The following is a 17622-nucleotide window of genomic DNA, read 5'->3' on the forward strand; positions in this document are numbered from 1 at the left end:
CCCGAACTACCGGGAGATGTTCTGCCAGCCGTCACGCAGCTGGTTCGCCAGCCCGGCGGCGTCGATCTTCTGCGCCAGGAATTGCTGGTACGCCGGGGTCGCGACGGTGTCCTTCCACTGCGCGTACTTGTCCGCGAACACGTACGGCGCCGAGGTCAGGTGCTGCCCGGACGACAGGATGACGTCCCAGCCGTTCTTCGTGCCCACCTTCGCGGCCAGCGCCTCGCGCGCCGAGTTCGTCGGCGGGATCAGGCCGTCGGCCTCGTTGATCGCGGCCAGGTTCTCCGTGCTGGTGAAGAAGTCGATGAAGGCGGCGGCCTGCTCGACGTGCGCGGAGTCCTTGTTCACCGACAGGGTCTGCGCGCTGCTCGCCTGCGCCGGGCCAGCCGGTCCGGCGAGCGGCGGCAGCACCGTCCAGTCGAAGCCCTGCGGGGCGTCCTTGGCGATGTTCGCGGCCTGGTAGGAACCCTGGATGGTCATCGCGACCTGGCCGCCGTAGAACGGGGCGAGCGCCTTGGTGCCGGACTGCGTCAGCGTCACCGGCAGGATCGACTTGTCCTCGTACGCCATCGCGTTGACCAGCTGCGGCAGCGCCATCTCGCCCTCGCCGATGCTGACGTTCATCGCATCGCCGGTGCCCTCGAAGTACTTGCCGCCGAACGCGGGCGCCATCGCCACGAACGACGCGGTCGGGCTGGACAGTCCCCAGCCGAGGCCGAACTTGCCGTCCTTCGTGCTCGCCTTGGCGATCTCGCGCAGCTGCTCCCAGGTCATCGTCGGCCCGGTCGGCATCGTCACCCCGGCCTGTTGCAGCAGCGCCTTGTTCGCGAAGACCACATAGGACTGGACCTCGGTCGGGTAGGCGATCACCTGCCCGTCCACGGTCACCGAGTCGAGCACGCCCTTGGTCACGTCGGCGCGCTTGGCTTCGGGCAGGTACGGCGTCAGGTCGGCGACGTAGCCGTCCTTGGCGAAGGGCACGATGCCCGCCGCCTCGTAGTGGATGACGTCCGGCGCGCTGCCCGCGTTGAACTGCGTGATCAGCTTGTCGTAGACGCCGTCCCAGCCCGCCTGCACGATCTCGACCTGCGTTTCGGGGTGCGCCCGGTTCCACTCGTCGACGGTCTTCTTCGTCTGCTCGATGGCGCCCGGCTGGTCCGAAAGGGACTGGAAGGTCAGCTTGACCGGACCCGAGTCCCCGCTTTCCCCGCTTCCGCAGGCGGTCAGCACCACACTGAGCAGGCAGGCGGCGAGCGCCGCGTGTCGAATCTTCATTGACCGACCTTTCGCGTTCTGGTGGAGGTCATCCCTTCACCGCCCCGGCCATCAGCCCACCGGTGAGCCTCCGGCGCAGGAGGGTGAAGAAGATGATGCTGGGGATCGCGGCGAGCACCGCGCCGGCCGCGAGCGGACCGAGCGAGACCTTGCCCTCACCGCCGATGAACATGTTCAGCGTGATCGGCAGGGTGTAGTTCTCCGGCGACTGCAGCAGCACCAGCGCGAAGAAGAACTCGTTCCACGAGGAGACGAAGCTGAACATCGCCGTGGCGACCACCCCGGGGGCCAGCAGCGGGAAGACGATGGTGCGCAGCACGCGCAGCCGCGTCGCGCCGTCCATCGCCCCGGCTTCCTCCAGCTCCACCGGGATCGCCGCGACGTAGCCCTGCAGCATCCACAGCGCGAACGGGAGCATGTAGGTGGTGTGCACCAGGGTCAGCCCGACCAGGCTGTCGGTCAGCCCCAGCGTCCGCAGGATGAGGAACAGCGGCAGGATGATCAGCACCACCGGGAACACCTGGCTGACCAGGATCCAGCCGATACCGGCCAGCCGCACCTTGCCCTTGAGCCGGGCCAGCACGTACGACGCGGGCAGCGCGATCAGGATGACCAGCGCGGTGGACGCCAGCGCCACGCCGAGACTGTTGCCCGCCGAGCGCACCAGCCCCTGCCGGTCGAGCGCCTCGGAGTAGTTCTGCCAGTGCCACTGCTCCGGCAGCAGACTGACCGTCAGCGAGTTCAGCTCCCCGGAGGACTTCACCGAGGCCGAAATGAGCCACAGCAACGGGAAGCCGAGGAACAGGATGTAGAGCGCCAGCGCCAGGTACTGGGCCGGCCGCACGAGCGCGCGCACGGCTCACCGCCCCCTTTCCGCGCGGTCTTCGCGGAACTGCGCGCGCAGGTAGATGGCCAGGATGGCGACGATCAGCAGCACCAGCACCAGGCCCATCGCGGCGGCCTGGCCGATCTCGCGGTTCTTGAACGCCTCGAGGTAGACGAAGAGCACCGGGACCATCGTCTTGCCGCCCGGCCCGCCCGCGGTGAGCACGTAGACCAGCGAGAACGAGTTGAAGTTCCAGATGAAGTTGAGCGAGGTGATCGAGGTGACGATCGGGCGCAGGCTCGGCCAGGTCACCGCGGTGAACCGGCGCCAGGCGCTCGCGCCGTCCACCGCGGCGGCCTCGTGCAGTTCGGCCGGGATCTGCTGCAGCCCGGCCAGCAGCGTCACCGTGGTCTGCGGCATGCCGACCCACACGCCGACGACGATCACCGCGGGCAGCGCGGTCGCGAAGTCCCCGAGCCAGTTGGTGTCCGCGGGCAGGCCGATACCGCCCAGGAAGGCGTTGAGCGGGCCGCCGTTGGCCGAGTAGATCATCTGCCACATGATCGCCACGACCACCGGTGGCATCGCCCACGGCACGAGCGCCAGCACCCTGGTCAGGCCCTCGAGCCGGAGCCCGGAGTTCAGCAGGAGCGCCAGTCCCATGGACGCCGCGAGCTGCAGCACGGTGACGCCGACCGTCCAGATCAGACCGATACGCAGGGAGTCCCAGAACAGGTCATTGCCGACGAGCTTGCCGAAGTTGTCCACGCCGGTGAAGGCGTAGTCGGGGTTGCGCACCAGGCGGGCGTCGGTGAACGCGAGCGCCACGCCGATCACCAGCGGGGCGACGCTGAGCACCAGGATCGGGATCAGCGACGGCAGCACCAGCCCGATCGCCTCGCGGCGGCGGACCCGCGCCTGCGGCGTGGTCACGGCGCACCTCCCGTGGATTCACGGACCACCAGTTCCGGCGGAACGGCGACCTGCCGCACCGCGCTGTCCGGATCGTCGGCGAGCCGCAGCATCAACTTCGCCGCCGCCCGCCCGCGCTCGGTCGAGCCGAGGGACACGCTGGTGAGGCTGGGCAGGAACACCCGCCCGATCTCGGTGTCGTCCATGCCGGTCACCGCGATGTCCTCCGGGACCGACAGGCCGCGCTCGCGCACCGCGCGGATCACGCCGATGGCGAGCAGGTCGTTGGCGGCCACGACGGCGTCGAGTTCGGCGCGCGCGAGCAGGCGGCGCGCGGCTTCGAGGCCGGCGGCGACGGTGAAGTCGCCCGCGATCTCCACCTCGGTCCGGTCGGTGTGCACGGCCGCGTCGAACCCCCGCTGCCGGGCGGCGCCCGGGGTGGTGTCGAGCGGGCCGTTGAGGAAGCCGATGCGGCGGCGGCCGATGGCGTGCAGGTGCCCGACCGCCTGGCCGATGCCGCCCGCCGAGTCGGTGGACACCGAGCTGATGCCGTGGTCGTCCAGCGCCCGGCCGATCACCACGACCGGCACCGGCGCCTCCTGGATCTCGCGGACCAGCCGGTCGTCGGTGCGCAGCGGGCTGACGATCAGGCCGTCGACCACGCCGCTGCCGAGGCTCGCGACCAGGTCGACGGTGGAGGTGGCGGTGTCGCCGGTCGACATGACCACCACCCGGTACCCGCGCGGCGCCAGCACCTCGTGGATCGCGCGCATCATCTCGACGTACACCGGGTTGCCGATGTCCGCGACGGCGAACGCCACCTGGAAGGTCTTCTTCAGCCGCAGTGACCGGCCGATGGCGTCGGGGCTGTAGCCGAGTTCGGCCGCGGCGGCCCGCACGCGCTCGACCATCGCCGGGCTCGCGCCGGTGCCGTGCAGCGCGCGGGAGGTCGAGGCCAGTGAGACCCCGGCACGGTGCGCCACCTGCATCAGCGTGGCGCGCGTTGACGTCATCGTCGCTCTACCTCGGGAAGATCTTCGGGCTGGAAACGTTTCCAGTCACGCTCGGTGCTTGCTGGAAACGTTTCCAACGTGGGTTGACCGGAATACTTGCACCCGAATGGCGGAAGAGTCAACCAGCCGGAAAAAGTTTCCGAGCCGCTGCAAAATCCGGGGCGCTCGTTCGTGGAGGTAGCGATCGGCCGGACCGACCGGCCCCCGCCACCGAGGAGTACCGCCATGACCACCTACCTCCCGACCCGGGCAGGCACCACCTCCGCCGCCGCCGAACTGACCGCCGACCGGGTGACCAAGTCGCTGCTCGGCTACGGCGTGCTCGCCGGTCCGGTGTACGTGACCGCCGCGCTCGTGCAGAGCGCGTTCCGCGACGGCTTCGACCTCACCCGCCACGCCTGGAGCCAGCTCGCGGTCGGCGAATCCGGCTGGATCCAGGTGACGAACCTGGTGGTCACCGGGCTGATGGTGCTCGCGTTCGCGGCCGGGCTGCGGCGGGCGCTGCGGACCGGACCGGCGGCCTCGTGGGCACCGGCCCTGATCGGCGTCTTCGGGGTGAGCATGGTCGTCGCCGGCGCCTTCCCCGTCGACGCACCGGGCACCGAGTCGATGAGCACCAGCGCGCTGATCCACTTCGCCGCGGGCGGGATCGGCTTCCCGTGCCTGGCCGCCGGACTGCTGGTGCTGGCCCGCCGCCTCTCCCGCGAAGGGTTCGCCCGGCACGCGCTGGCCACCCGGATCATCGCCCCGCTGTTCCTCCTTTCGTTCGCGGGCATGGCTTCGGGTGCGCTCGGGATCCTCGCCTTCGTCGCCGGGGTGGTCGGCGTGTTCGGCCTGATCGCCGTGCTCGCGGTGCACCGCTACCGTCAGATGCCCGACACCGACGGCTGAGCAGCCTCCGGCAACCCCACTCGAACCGATCAAGGAGAAAACCGATGCGCTACCTCGTCGTCCTCGAAGCCACCCAGCCCGACACCCCGCCACCCGACGAGCTGATGGCCGGGATCATGCAGCTCGGCGTGGAAGCCACGCAGTCCGGCGCGATGATCGAGAACGCGGGCCTCGCCCCGAGCGCCGCGGGCGCGAAGGTCGTCCTCGACGCCGACGGACTGTCCATCACCGACGGTCCCTTCGCCGAGTCGAAGGAGATGATCAGCTACGCCGTCTACGACACCCGCACCAAGGAGGAAGCGGTGGAGTGGACACGGCGCTTCCTCGCGCTGCACGCCGAGCACTGGCCGGGCTGGCACGGTGAAGCGCGGGTGCTGAAGGTGTTCGGGCCCGAAGACATGCCAGGCGCCTGAGTGGCAACCCCCTCGGATCGTCCGACGACCGGGCGTGGCGCCGTCGAAGCGATCTGGCGGATCGAATCCGCCCGGTTGATCGCGGCGCTCGCCCGGTTCACCGGTGACCTCGGCCTCGCCGAGGACCTCGCCCAGGATGCGCTGGTCGCGGCGCTCGAACGCTGGCCGGCAGCCGGGCTGCCGCCCAATCCAGGAGGGTGGCTGATGACCGTGGCCAAGAACCGCGCGGTGGACCTGTTCCGCCGCGACTCCACACACCAGCGTGCTGTCGAATTCCTCGGGCACGACGTGGCGCGGACCGCCGTGCCCGCCGCCGACGAGGGCCTCGACGAGAACCCGGCCGGCGACGACGAACTCGGTCTCCTGTTCGCCGCCTGCCACCCCGAGCTCAAACGGGAGTACCGGATCGCGCTGACCCTGCGCTGCCTGGCCGGGCTGAGCACCCACGAGATCGCTTCGGCGTTCCTGGTCCCGGACCCGGTGATCGGCCAGCGCATCTCGCGGGCCAAGAAGACCCTGCGGGACCAGGGGATTCGGCTGGACCTGCCGTCCTCTGAGGACCTGCGCGGGCGGCTGGCGTCCGTGCTGGAGGTCATCTACCTGATCTTCAACGAAGGCTACAGCGCCACCTCGGGCGAGCACTGGATGCGCCCGGAACTCAGCAACGACGCACTCCGGCTCGCCCGGCGCACCGCGGCGCTGGCCCCCGGGCTCGCCGAGGCGCAGGGATTGCTTGCGCTGCTCGAACTCACCCAGGCTCGTGCCCCCGCCCGGCACGACCGGGACGGCACGCCGGTGCTCCTGCAGGACCAGGACCGCCACCGCTGGGACCGCCTGCTGATCCGGCGCGGCCTGGCCGCGCTGGGCCGGGCCCACCGGCTCGGCTCCGCGGGCCCGTACGTGCTGCAGGCGGCCATCGCCGGCTGTCACGCCCTCGCCCCCACCGCCGCGGCCACCGACTGGACGCGGATCGCCGGGCTCTACGACGTCCTGGACCGGATGCGGCCCAACCCGGTCGTCACCGTGAACCGCGCCATGGCCCACGGCCACGCCGACGGACCGCTCGCCGGGCTGGCCTTGTTGGCGACGCTGCCCCCGGACGCCCTGAGCGAGTACCCGCAACGCCATGCCGTGGAAGCCGAACTGCTCGCCATGGCCGGACGGCACTCCGACGCCCGTGCCGCCTACACCCGAGCCGCCGCCCTAACCCAGAACGACGCCGAACGCACCCTCTTCCACCGCCGCGCCACCACCACAAGCCCCTGACCCGAGTGCAGAACTCAGCTACCTGAGTGTGGGGTTCAGCTGCGGGAGTGTGGAACTCGGCTACCTGAACGTGGGACTCGCCGGATACGCGAGTCCCACGTTCCCGCACCCGAACCCCACACTCAGACACCCGAACTCCACGTTCAGGGAGCCGAACCCCACGTTCGGGCAACCGAATTCCACGTTCGGGGGCTTGAAGCCCGCCAGGTTGAGGGAGCCCGGGAACGCTATGAATGGGGCATTACTAGCATTCAACGCAAGTAATGCCCCACTCATAGCACTAGCCCAGGAGTTGGGTGAGGGAGGTTTCGGTCCGGGCTACTACGGCCGTCGAGTCGTCGATGAGGATGGGGCGTTCGATCAGCACCGGGTGCTCCGCCAGCAGCTGGAGCCAGCGGTCACGGTTCGCGGCGTCCCGTGGCAGGTCGCCGAGGCCGAGTTCCTTGGCGACGGGTTCCTTGGTGCGCGTGATCTCCCACGGTTCCCGGCCGAGCTTGCCGAGCACCTCGGTCAGTTCCGCGACCGTCGGCGGGGCATCCAGGTAGCGCCGCTCGGTGTACTCCCTGCCCGCCTCGTCCAGCGCCTTCTTCGCCGCTCGCGACTTGGTGCACCGCGGGTTGTGCCAGATCTCCATGCCCGTCATTCAACAGGACCGGCGCCCCGCGCGGCGTGGCGGATGAGCTTGAGCAGCTGGCCCCGGAAGTGCTCGTAGTCGTCGACCGCGCCGAGCAGCAGTTCGGACTCGCGCTCCTCGCGGCGGGCCTTGGTCAGCACCCGCCTGCCCGCCGCGGTCAGCCGGACGATGGTCCGCCTGCGGTCGGCCGGGTCCGCTTCGGTGGTGACGAAGTCCGTGCGCCGCAACCGTTCGATGGTGCGGCTCATGGTCTGGTCGGTGACCTTGCACAACGTCGCCAGCTGCCGCTGGGTGTGCGTCCCGGTGTCGAGGTGGTGCAGCACGATCAACCCGGCGTGGGTGAGCTGATGCGTGGCGAGCACGTCGTCGAACCGGGATTCCACCATTCTCGCCGCGACCGAGAGCAACCGGCCCGTGGGCCACGAGTCGACGTCGGGGTCGCTCTCGTGGCCATCGGGCACCTGCGGGCGCGTGGTTCTCGACACGCCCCCATCCTCTCACCCGGTCTCCGCGGTGACCGGCATCCCGGTGACCGGCGAGCCGGTCAGCGCCGCCACCGCCGAGGCGATCGCCGCCGAGGCCGGTGGGTAGGCGAGCTCGCCGAGACCGCCGGGCGGCAGGCCGGACGGCACGATCGTCACGTCGATCTCCGGGGCGCGGTCGATGCGGGCCCAGGCGTAGTCGGCGAAGGAGGACTGCACCACCCGGCCTTCCCGCACGGTGATCTGCGCTCCGAGCACAGTGGACACCGCGTCGAGCACACCGCCTTCGACCTGCGCGCGTACCCCGGACGGGTGCAGTGCCGTGCCGACGTCCACTGCCGCGGTCACCCGGCTGACCACCGGCGTCCCGTCGCGGAGGCGGACGTCCGCGAGCACCGCGATGGCGGATTCGTAGTCCAGGTGGCACGCCACCCCACGGGCCACGCCCTCGGGACGCGGTGCCCGCTGGGCCGCCGCGTCGAGCACCCGCCGCAGCCGGGAGTCGACCGGCAGCAACCGCCGCCGCAGTTCCACCTGGCCCCATCCGGCGCGGTGCCCGGCCTCGGACAGGAAGCACTCCTCGGCGAAGACGAACTGCCCGGCGTAGACCGAGCGCCAGAACCCGGTGCGCAGCGGCGCGGGCCGCAGCACCACGGCCGGTTCGCCGGGGACGCGGTACGGGAAGTGATCACCGCTGGCCAGCACCAGCGCCGGGTTGTTGAACGCGGGTACCGAGGTGAGCGGCCAGGTCGCCACCCCGTGCGACCGCCAGCGCGGGATGCCGTCGCGCGCGAGCACCGCGGTGAGCCGGTGCGCCGACATCGGCCGGTAGGAGTCGTGCCGCGTGTCGTCGTCACGGGTCCACAACACCTGGACCGGCTTGCCGAGCGCACGGGCGCAGTGGACCGCTTCGAGGACGAAGTCCACTTCGAACCGCCTGCCGAACGCGCCACCGGCCAGCGTCGGCACCACGGTCACCGCCGCGGGATCGAGGCCGGTCAGCTGCGCCAGCAGCCCGCGGAGCCCGCCGGGGTCCTGCGTGGGCACCTCGACGACCAGACCACCCGAAGCGGTGAACCCCGCGGTCGCGTTGAGCGGTTCCATCGGCGCGTGCGCCAGCATCGGCAGGCGGTAGGTGCGGTCGAGGCCGACCGGCCCGGGCGCGGCCGGTGGCGCGGGGACCGCGGCGGCCAGCTCCGAGATCCACTGTCGACTGTCCACAGTGGGCGTTCCACCGGTCCAGGTGACCCGCAGCGCCGCGCGCCCGGCGATCGCCGCGGCGGTCGATTCGGCGACCACCGCGACCCCGGCCTCGATGCCCCGGCCCGCCTCCCAGCGGACCACCCCGACCACGCCGGGCACAGCACGCGCCGCCGCGTCGTCCACCGCCGAGACCGTGGCGCCCAGCCACTCCGGTCGCCGCACCACGGCGACCAGCGCGTCCGGCCCGCGGGCGTCGATGCCGAACCGAGCGCGTCCGGTGGCGATGTCGGCCGCGTCCACCCGGACGGCTTCCTTGCCCAGGAAACGCCACTGGTCCTGCGGGATCAGGGTGACCGGCACCGTGGCCGGGTCCAGCGCGGCCGCGTCGGCGGCGAGTTCGGCGTAGGACAGGCTGCCGTGTGCGGGATGGTGCACGAATCCGTCCCTGGCCCGGCATTCCTGCGCGGGCACCTGCCAGCGGCCCGCCGCCGCGGCGGTGAGCAGGCACCGGGCGGTCGCCGCCGCCTTGCGCATCGGCTCGAAGAGCTGCCGCACCGAGAACGAGTTGGCGACCAGCTGCGACCCGTACTTCGCGGTGTCACCGGGCGCCTGTTCCACCTCGATGTGCTGCGGCGAAACGGAAAGTTCCTCGGCGGCGAGCAGCACCACGACCGTGCGCACGCCCTGCCCGGTGTCCGGCCGCGGCACGGTGACCGCGATCCGGCCGTCGGCCGTGACGCGGACGAACACGTTCGGGGCCAGGTCCGCGTCCGCCGCCGATCCCGGGATCGGCACCGCCACCAGCAGGGCCGCGGCACCGGTGGAGATCAGGAAACCACGCCTGCTGATCATCGGTCCTCCTCCCGGGCCAGCGCGGCCGCCGCGTGCACCGCACGACGGATCCGCGGATAGGTCCCACACCGGCAGACGTTGTCCCGCAACGCTTCGTCGATGTCCTCGTCGGTCGGCTCCGGCTTCTCCTTCAGCAACGCCACGGTGCTCATGATCTGGCCCGCCTGGCAGTAACCGCACTGGGCCACGTCGCCGTCGATCCACGCCCGCTGCGCGGGATGCCCGACCAGCCCCTCGATCGTGGTGATCTCGCGCGCACCGACCTCACCGACCGGCAGCACGCAGACCCGCCGCGCCTCGCCGTCCACTAAGGACACACAAGCCCCGCAGGCGCCGATCCCGCAGCCGTACTTGGGGCCGGTCAGGCCCAGTTCGTCCCGCAGCACCCAGAGCAGCGCGGTTTCCGCCGGGGCTGTCACCTCTCGCTCGGTTCCGTTGACTCGCAGCCGATACACCGGCACAGCGCCTCCGCAGCTTCGCAGGGATGGGGTCCTCAGCATGGCACTTGCTCAGCATGCTGAACAACAGCATAATGCTCAGCATGCTGAACAATACCGGCCGGGTACTGGCCTGGGGCGCGGTCGCGAGTGTGGTGTTGACCGCGCTGGTCTGGCTGGCCGGTCCGCTACTGGACGACGTCGTGCTCGCGCCGGACCAGGGCGCGTCCTGGTACTACTGGAAGCTCCCCGAACCGACCTTCTGGACCAGGGCGTCCGCCTGGCTGGGCTACGCCAGCCACCAACTGGTCTCCTGGTGGCTCATCCACTACGCCCAGCGCCACGTACGCCGCTACACCAGCGGGCTGCACAAGGTGAACGTGCTCGCGCTCGCGGCCAACCTGGGTTTCATCGCGCTGCACGAGGTGCAGACCCAGGTCTTCTACGACGGCATCGCGCAGGACGTGTCGATCTTCAGCTCACAGGGCTCGGTGGTCCTGCTGCTGGTCGTGGTGCTGCTGATGGAGAACCGGCGGCGCGGCCTGTTCTTCGGCCGCCGCGCGCCGATCTCCGCCGAGGTGGTGCGCTTCGCCCGCAAGTACCACGGGTACCTGTTCAGCTGGGCGGCGATCTACACCTTCTGGTACCACCCCATGGAGAGCACCAGCGGGCACCTCATCGGCTTTTTCTACATGTTCCTGCTGTTGTTCCAGGGCAGCATCTTCCTCACCCGCGCGCACACGAACCGCTGGTGGACGCTCACGCTGGAACTCATGGTGGCCGTGCACGGCACACTGGTCGCGGTGATGAACTCCGGCCCGGACGGCATGTGGCCGATGTTCCTCTTCGGCTTCCTCGGGGTCTTCGTCATCACCCAGATGCACGGCCTCGGGCTCAGCGGCCGGGCGCGGTGGAGCATCGCGGTGGCCTACCTGGTGGGCGCGGTCGCGGTCTACGCCACCCGGTCACTGGCCGACCTCGACGAGATCGTCCGCATCCCGTTCATCGAGTACCTGCTCGTGGCCGTGGTCGCCGGGCTCATCTGGCTGGGGCTGCTCCCCCGCCGCAAACGGGTGCCCGCGGACGTGGATTAGGCCTCATTCCAGCTCGCAGTCGGTGTGCGAGCACAGCAGGATCGGTCCCTGGCGCGACTCCACGACCATCGTGCCGTCGGGCAGCGTCCGCAGGGTCACCATCGCCGTGGGCGGGGCCGGTGGTGGCGCGTCGGAATGGCTGCTGTGGTCGCGTGTCCTGGCGTAGAAGGCCACGAGCCCGAAGATCGCGAACGCCACCAGCCACATCGGCCCGAGCAGCAGGTGCCGCGCGCTGACCTCCTCGGTGAAGGTGGCCGCGACCCCGCTCTGCATGGCGCCGTAGGTCGGCAGGAACTGCACCAGCGTCTGGTCGCGGCCGGGGTTGATGACCGGGTTCTGCACCATCACGTCGACCAGGCTGATCATGATGATGACGAACATGCCCGCCAGTTCGGTCGACACCGCGACCCCGAGCACGATGCCGATCCCGCCGTAGGTCAGCCCGCTGGCGAACAGGCTCAGCCCGAGCAGCGCGCCCTGGTGCACGTCGGTGAAGAAGGTCATCGAGAGCGCCGCGTACGCGCTGACCACCACGGCCACCAGCACCAGCGCCACCAGCTTCGCCAGCAGCAGGCCCGACCGCGAGTAGCCGGCCAGCACCAGCCGCTGGTCGAACTCGCTGGACCGGCGCATGGCGGCGAACATCATGAAGCCCACGATCAGCGTCACCGCGTTGATCGCCGCCGACATCAGCCCCAGCTCGTTGGCGGGCACGGTGATCAGGTCCCCGGTGATCCGGGACTGGTACTCGATCGGCGAGCCGGGCAGGATCCCGGTGACTAGGCCGAGCCAGGCCGGGATGAAGAACAGCACCAGCATCAGCGCCAGCCGGTTCCTGGCGTGCTGCGCGGTCTCGAAACCGACCGCCTTCACCAGCGAGGCCTGCCAGGTGGTCTCGTCGGCCATCGCCGTCCACCGAGCCCTGGCGCTGCGCAGGGCGGCGGGCGCCGCGGTCACGAGGCACACTCCACGGCCGGGGGCGGCTCGGCGGGCACGACCTGACCGCACTCGAGGCGGTACAGCCGGTCGAACCGCTCGGTGTCGTGCGCCAGGTGCGAGATCACCAGCACCGAGCGCCCGCGTTCCCGCAGCTCGGTGGTCAGCTCCCAGAAGTTGAGGTAGTTCTCCCAGTCGAAGCCCTGGTACGGCTCGTCCATCAGCACCACGTCCGGGTCGTGCATCAGCGCCAGCGTCAGGTTCAGCTTCTGCTTGCTGCCGCCGCTGAGCGTGCCCGCCTTGGCGTTGCGGTAGCGCATCAGGTCGAGCCGTTCGAGCAGTTCGGCCGCGTGCTTGAGGTCCGGCACGTGGTAGGCGCACTGGAAGTACCGCAGGTGCTGCTTCACCGTCAGCTCGTCGTTGACCACGATGTGCTGCGGGCAGTAGCCGAGCCTGCCCTGGTAGCGCACCTCGCCGCGATCGGGCCGCAGCACCCCGGCGAGCACCTGCAGCAGCGTGGACTTGCCGGCGCCGTTCTCCCCGAGCACGCCGAGCAGCTCGCCGCGCCGCAGGTCGAAGTCCACCCCGCGCAGCACCGGCCGGTAGCCGTAGGACTTGTGCAGGTTCATCGCCCGGAGCACGTACCCGGTACCCTCGCCCCCGCTCACCGCGTCCGCCCGGTCACCTGGCCGACCAGCCCCGCCAGCGCCTCCGCCGCGGCGTCCGGCAGGCCCGGCCGCGCCAGCAGGAGACTGGCCTCCGCGGCCTTGTCGCTGATCAACCGGCGGACCGACTCCTCGGCACCGGTCTCCCTGATGACCGAGCGCAGTTCGTCGGCCCCTTCCTCGTCCAGGTGCGGATCTCCGTGCCGTCGCCGGATCACCTCCCGCTGCCGCGGCGTGGCGCGTTCCCAGGTCAGTCCCATGAGGACGGTCTGCTTGCCTTCGCGGAAGTCGTCCAGCGCCGGTTTGCCGGTGACGGCGATGTCGCCGAAGGCACCGAGCAGGTCGTCCCGCAGCTGGAACGCCTCCCCCAGCGGCCTGCCGTAAGCAGTGCACCAGCTCAGCATGTCCTCGTCGGCACCGGCCAGCGCCGCACCGAGCTGCAGCGGCTTCTCCACCGTGTACCCCGCGGTCTTGCAGCCGATCGCGCGCCAGCTGCGGTCGAGCGGGCTGTCGGTGTGCTCACCGCCGAGGTCGAGGTACTGCCCCACCATCACCTCCGTGCGCATCTCGTGCAACAACGGCTGAACCTGGGCCACCATCCCGCGTTCCGCGGCCACCGACTGCAGCAGATCATCGGCCCACGCCAGGCAGAGGTCGCCCAGCAGGATCGCGGCGTTCATCCCGAACCGGCGGGCGGCCTCGGGGTCGGTGTCGTCGCGGAACCTCGTCGCCAGCACCTCGTGCACCGTGGGCTTGCCGCGCCGCAGTGCCGAGCAGTCCATCACGTCGTCGTGGATCAACGCGAAGGTGTGGAACAGTTCCAGGCCGGCTCCGGCGTGGAGGACCGTGCTGTCCCCCGGCGTGCCCCCGCCGGCCACCCAGCCCCAGTGGCAGAAGACCGGCCGGAGCCGCTTGCCGCCGTCGAGGAAGTCCGCGATCACCGTCACCAGGGTGGGCAGGCAGCGGTCCGAGGCTCGTTCTGCCTGCTGCCTCAGGAAATCCGCCAGCACCCGGTCGGTTTCCGCACGCACCCAGCCGGCGTCGGCCGGTGGCCGGCGCGGCCTCGGGAAAGCATGGACGAGTTGCTCGGCTGACATTGTGTGCTCCTCGCGATACACGGGACTTCGGCGTGGCACCGCACCTGCGACCCGGCAGCGGTGGTTTCCGGCTCGGCGGATTCCCCGGCCGTGCTCCGTTTGTACCCCACCGCCGGACCGCGCGGCAGCCGTCGTCCACCGGACCGGTGACCGTTTCCGGGCAAACACTTGCCACTCGACCGGGCTGAAGATCGTCCCGGCTCTTGAACCACCCGCCGCGGCTGGGGCACCGTTGATCCGGACCGGCATCGCCGGGCAATTCCTTTTCCAACGCCATTCCCCGGATCTGCGCCGGGCTGGAGGAAACCCATGAGCGCGCCCATCCGTTCTGCGCACCTCGACCTGGAATCCCTGCTCGAAGACCCCGCCCCCGCGGCCTCGCTGCGGTGCGCCCAGCCCGCCGAACTGCGGGCGCTGGCCGGGGAACTGCGGGAGTTCCTGGTCGAAGTGGTGCGCGGAGCGGGCGGGCACCTCGGTTCGAACCTCGGTGTGGTGGAACTGACGATCGCGCTGCACCGGGTGTTCGACAGTCCGCGGGAAAGAATAATCTTCGACACCGGGCACCAGAGCTACGTGCACAAATTGCTCACCGGCCGGGGACGGGAATTCGGCGGACTGCGGGAAGCGGGCGGATTGTCCGGCTATCCGAGCCGCGCGGAATCCGAACACGACGTGGTGGGAAATTCGCACGCCTCCACCGCGCTGTCCTACGCCGACGGCCTGGCCAGAGCGGGCCACCCGGTGGTGGCGGTGGTCGGGGACGGCGCGCTCACCGGCGGGATGTGCTGGGAGGCCCTCAACAACCTGGCCACCAGCGACCGGCCGGTGGTCATCGTGCTCAACGACAACGGGCGCTCGTACGACCCGGCCGCGGGCGCCGTCGGACGGCACCTGGCCGACCTGCGCGACACCGCGGGCACCGGGCCGAACCTGTTCCGCGCACTCGGTTTTCCCTACCTCGGCCCGATCGACGGGCACGACCTGACCGCGGTCGAGGAGGCGTTGCGGGCGGCGAAGGAGTTCACCCGGCCGGTCGTCGTCCACTGCGTCACCGGGAAGGGCCGGGGCTACCGGCCCGCGGAACTGGACCTGGCCGATCACCTGCACACGGTCAGCCGGCCGGGCCCGGCCGGGTCCGGGGCGCAGTGGACGGCGGTGTTCGGGGAGCGGCTGCTCGAACTCGCCGCCGAGCACCCGCGGGTGGTCGCGCTGACCGCGGCGATGCTGCGGCCGACCGGGCTGCTGCCGCTGGCCGAGGCCTTCCCCGAGCGGGTCGTCGACGTCGGCATCGCCGAGCAGCACGCCGTGGCGGCCGCCGCCGGGCTCGCCCTCGGCGGGCTGCACCCGGTGGTGGCGGTGTACTCGACCTTCCTCACCCGCGCGATGGACCAGGTGCTGATGGACGTCGGGCTGCACCGGCTGCCGGTCACCTTCGTGCTCGACCGGGCGGGCGTCACCGGCGAGGACGGGGCGAGCCACCACGGCATGTGGGACATCGCCCTGCTGCGCACGGTCCCCGGCCTGCGCATCGCCGCGCCGCGGGACGCGGGCACGCTCGGCTCGCTGCTGCGGCAGGCGGTGGCGGACGACGAGGGGCCCACCGTGCTGCGCTTCCCCAAGGGCGGCGCGCCCGCCGACCTCACCGCGGTGGACAGCCGCGGCGACATCGACGTGCTGCGGTTCGGCGAGCGGACCGACGTGCTGCTGGTGACCGCGGGTCCGCTGGCGGCCACCGGCCTGCGAGCCGCGGTGGCGCTGGAGGACCGCGGCATCGGGGTCACCGTGTGCGATCCCCGCTGGGTGCACCCGGTCGATCCGGCGGTGGTGGAGCTGGCGGCGAAGCACCGGCTGGTGGTCACCGCGGAGGACGGCGTGCGCGGCGGCGGCTTCGGCACCGGACTCGCACAACTCGTCGCCGACGCGGGCGTCCCGGTGCCGGTGCACTCGCTCGGCCTGCCCAGCCGGTTCCTCGCCCACGGCTCACGCGCGGCGATCCTGCGTGAACACGGCCTCGACGCCGCCGGCCTGACCACCTCGATCCAGCACCTGTGGACCACCACCGAACTCGGAGGACAGCTGTGACCTCGGTCGACGTATCACCCGGCCTGCGACCGTTCTACTGCCCCATCGAACCGGCCCTGCACCCCGACGTCCGGCTGATCGAGAGCCGCGCGATCGATTGGCTCGACCGCTTCCGGTTCTACCCCGACGCCCGGGGCCGGGCGCGGTTGATCGGCACCAACAGCGCCGAGTTCTACGCCCGCTTCGCGCCTTCCGGGATCACCGGCAACCTGCAGGTCGTCGTGCACTGGGTGTACTGGGCCTTCGCCTTCGACGACGCCTGCTGCGACAGCGGCCCGTACTGCGCGGATCCAGCCGGTTTCCTGGCGATGGCGGGGGTGCTGCAGCGGGCGCTGGAGTCACCGTGGGAACCCGTGCCCGGCGGCGGCCCGTTCGTCACGGCCCTGCAGGACATCGGCCGCGATCTCCACGCCTGCGCGACACCGTTGCAGGTGCGGCGGTTCTGCGACGCGCACCGCGCGTGGTTGTTCGGCGTGGCCTGGCAGATCGCCAACCGCTCCCGCGGCCGCATGCCTTCGCTCGCCGACTACACCGCGATGCGGTTGAACAGCGCGGGCGGCCCGCCGACGCTCGCCCTGCTGGAAATCGCCAACGGCGCGGAAGTCCCGGCCGCGGAAATGGAAGCTCCGGTGGTGCGCGCGCTCACCGAGATGACCATGCTGATCGATTCCTGGGACAACGATTTGCATTCCTACCGAATGGAGGCCGACGAAGAGCAGACCGACCAGAACCTCGTGAAAGTGCTCAGCGCGCAGTACGGCTGGACGGCCGGGCGGGCGATGGACGAGGCCTACGCGCTGCGGGACCGGGTGATGACCCTGTTCCTGCGGACGCGGGCGAAGGTGGACGGCAGCGCGGCGCTGCGGTGCTACCTCGACGGCCTCGGCCACGCCATCCGCGGCAACACCGACTGGGCCCTGAACGTGCCGCGCTACAACAATTACGGCGAACCGATGCCGCACCCCGGCTGGACCGGCCGGCCGCGCGACACCAATCCCGCGCCACCGCCCATCCCCGCGATCCGCTGGTGGTGGCGCTTGTGCGAACTGGACAAGGAGAACCCATGAAACGGCTCACCGCCCGCACCCTCGTACTCGCCGCGCTGGCTTTCGCCGCGCTCAGCCCGAGCGTGGCCTCCGCCCAGCCGGGCGCCGGCTGGACCAGGTACGGGGACTTCGGCTCCTCATACCTGTGCCAGGCCGCCGGAATGGCAGGCGAACTGGCCGGCCAGTGGCACCCTGGCGACTGGATGTGCGTCCAGGGCGCACTGATGGTCCGCAACCAGATGGCCCCCCTGCCGCCGATCAACGGGTGACCAGGCCGGGCGGGCACCTCCACCCGGCCCGCCCGCCGGAACGTGGCACACGCCCGGGCCCTGTCTCCACCCGGGCGTGTCCCACCCTCCCGCACCCGAAACCCACACCCACGCACCCGAGTTCCACACTCGCGTGCCCGAGTTCCGCGCTCGTGCACCCGAGTTCGACACTCGTGCACCCGAGTTCCACGTCCGTGCACCCGAGTTCGACATTCGCGTGCACGAGTTC

Annotated in this window: 18 protein-coding genes; 7 read left to right on the plus strand and 11 right to left on the minus strand. The window is 70.9% G+C overall.

Annotated features, from left to right (window positions below; all coding sequences use genetic code 11):
- Positions 1-6: 6 nt before the first annotated feature.
- The 4 genes from L3Q67_RS39845 to L3Q67_RS39860 are packed head-to-tail and all read right to left on the minus strand — an operon-like array spanning position 7 to position 4026.
- A complete protein-coding gene (locus tag L3Q67_RS39845) occupies positions 7-1275 on the minus strand; it encodes an ABC transporter substrate-binding protein (RefSeq protein ID WP_499186581.1) in 1269 nt (422 codons plus the stop codon).
- Between the two features lie 28 nt (positions 1276-1303).
- Positions 1304-2131, minus strand: coding sequence for a carbohydrate ABC transporter permease (locus L3Q67_RS39850; protein ID WP_499186582.1), 828 nt, complete (start codon positions 2129-2131; stop codon positions 1304-1306).
- Positions 2132-2134: 3 nt separating this feature from the next.
- Positions 2135-3034 (minus strand): carbohydrate ABC transporter permease, encoded by a 900-nt coding sequence (locus L3Q67_RS39855; protein ID WP_499186583.1) that lies wholly within the window; start codon positions 3032-3034, stop codon positions 2135-2137.
- Positions 3031-4026, minus strand: coding sequence for a LacI family DNA-binding transcriptional regulator (locus L3Q67_RS39860; RefSeq protein WP_499186584.1), 996 nt, complete (start codon positions 4024-4026; stop codon positions 3031-3033). Before L3Q67_RS39860 ends, L3Q67_RS39855 begins: the two co-directional genes overlap by 4 nt.
- Before the next feature lie 225 nt (positions 4027-4251).
- Here L3Q67_RS39860 and L3Q67_RS39865 point away from each other — a divergent pair, with 225 nt between their 5' ends.
- The 3 genes from L3Q67_RS39865 to L3Q67_RS39875 are packed head-to-tail and all read left to right on the plus strand — an operon-like array spanning position 4252 to position 6596.
- The gene (locus L3Q67_RS39865) at positions 4252-4917 is read left to right on the plus strand and encodes a DUF998 domain-containing protein (protein ID WP_499186585.1); all 666 of its coding nucleotides are present in this window, start codon (positions 4252-4254) and stop codon (positions 4915-4917) included.
- A 44-nt stretch (positions 4918-4961) separates the two neighbouring features.
- Complete coding sequence (locus tag L3Q67_RS39870; RefSeq protein WP_499186586.1) at positions 4962-5330, plus strand: YciI family protein; 369 nt, start codon at positions 4962-4964, stop codon at positions 5328-5330.
- Positions 5331-6596 (plus strand): RNA polymerase sigma factor, encoded by a 1266-nt coding sequence (locus tag L3Q67_RS39875; RefSeq protein WP_499186587.1) that lies wholly within the window; start codon positions 5331-5333, stop codon positions 6594-6596.
- Positions 6597-6876: 280 nt separating this feature from the next.
- Here the strand turns inward: L3Q67_RS39875 and L3Q67_RS39880 are convergent, their stop codons facing one another.
- Genes L3Q67_RS39880 through L3Q67_RS39895 form a run of 4 tightly spaced genes read right to left on the minus strand, consistent with a single transcriptional unit; the run spans position 6877 to position 10228 of the window.
- A complete protein-coding gene (locus L3Q67_RS39880) occupies positions 6877-7230 on the minus strand; it encodes an arsenate reductase family protein (RefSeq protein ID WP_499186588.1) in 354 nt (117 codons plus the stop codon).
- Between the two features lie 5 nt (positions 7231-7235).
- Positions 7236-7715 carry a MarR family winged helix-turn-helix transcriptional regulator gene (locus tag L3Q67_RS39885; protein WP_499186589.1) on the minus strand — a complete coding sequence of 160 codons (480 nt, stop codon included), beginning with the start codon at positions 7713-7715 and terminating at the stop codon, positions 7236-7238.
- A gap of 12 nt (positions 7716-7727) precedes the next feature.
- Positions 7728-9767, minus strand: a complete 2040-nt coding sequence (locus L3Q67_RS39890; protein WP_499186590.1) for a xanthine dehydrogenase family protein molybdopterin-binding subunit — start codon at positions 9765-9767, stop codon at positions 7728-7730.
- Entirely contained in the window at positions 9764-10228 is a 465-nt protein-coding gene (locus L3Q67_RS39895; RefSeq protein WP_499186591.1) for a (2Fe-2S)-binding protein, read from the minus strand. The genes L3Q67_RS39890 and L3Q67_RS39895 overlap by 4 nt, the downstream gene beginning before the upstream one ends.
- 80 nt (positions 10229-10308) lie before the next feature.
- Between L3Q67_RS39895 and L3Q67_RS39900 the strand changes: the two genes are divergently transcribed.
- Positions 10309-11298, plus strand: a complete 990-nt coding sequence (locus L3Q67_RS39900) for a hypothetical protein (RefSeq protein WP_499186592.1) — start codon at positions 10309-10311, stop codon at positions 11296-11298.
- A 3-nt stretch (positions 11299-11301) separates the two neighbouring features.
- Here L3Q67_RS39900 and L3Q67_RS39905 read toward each other — a convergent pair whose 3' ends face one another.
- Genes L3Q67_RS39905 through L3Q67_RS39915 form a run of 3 tightly spaced genes read right to left on the minus strand, consistent with a single transcriptional unit; the run spans position 11302 to position 13996 of the window.
- Positions 11302-12255, minus strand: a complete 954-nt coding sequence (locus L3Q67_RS39905; RefSeq protein ID WP_499186593.1) for a hypothetical protein — start codon at positions 12253-12255, stop codon at positions 11302-11304.
- On the minus strand, positions 12252-12902 hold the full coding sequence (locus L3Q67_RS39910) for an ABC transporter ATP-binding protein (RefSeq protein ID WP_499186594.1): 651 nt from the start codon (positions 12900-12902) through the stop codon (positions 12252-12254). Before L3Q67_RS39910 ends, L3Q67_RS39905 begins: the two co-directional genes overlap by 4 nt.
- Positions 12899-13996, minus strand: a complete 1098-nt coding sequence (locus tag L3Q67_RS39915) for a polyprenyl synthetase family protein (RefSeq protein WP_499186595.1) — start codon at positions 13994-13996, stop codon at positions 12899-12901. The genes L3Q67_RS39910 and L3Q67_RS39915 overlap by 4 nt, the downstream gene beginning before the upstream one ends.
- A 309-nt stretch (positions 13997-14305) precedes the next feature.
- On the opposite strand from L3Q67_RS39915, the gene L3Q67_RS39920 reads away from it, so the two are divergent.
- Genes L3Q67_RS39920 through L3Q67_RS39930 form a run of 3 tightly spaced genes read left to right on the plus strand, consistent with a single transcriptional unit; the run spans position 14306 to position 17393 of the window.
- Positions 14306-16078: a 1-deoxy-D-xylulose-5-phosphate synthase gene (locus tag L3Q67_RS39920; protein ID WP_499186596.1), complete on the plus strand. Its 1773-nt coding sequence runs from the start codon at positions 14306-14308 to the stop codon at positions 16076-16078.
- Entirely contained in the window at positions 16075-17145 is a 1071-nt protein-coding gene (locus L3Q67_RS39925; protein WP_499186597.1) for a terpene synthase family protein, read from the plus strand. The genes L3Q67_RS39920 and L3Q67_RS39925 overlap by 4 nt, the downstream gene beginning before the upstream one ends.
- Positions 17142-17393 (plus strand): hypothetical protein, encoded by a 252-nt coding sequence (locus L3Q67_RS39930; RefSeq protein WP_499186598.1) that lies wholly within the window; start codon positions 17142-17144, stop codon positions 17391-17393. Before L3Q67_RS39925 ends, L3Q67_RS39930 begins: the two co-directional genes overlap by 4 nt.
- Positions 17394-17622: the final 229 nt, after the last annotated feature.

This window comes from Saccharothrix sp. AJ9571 (genome assembly GCF_021725495.1).
Lineage (GTDB): Bacteria > Actinomycetota > Actinomycetes > Mycobacteriales > Pseudonocardiaceae > Amycolatopsis > Amycolatopsis magusensis.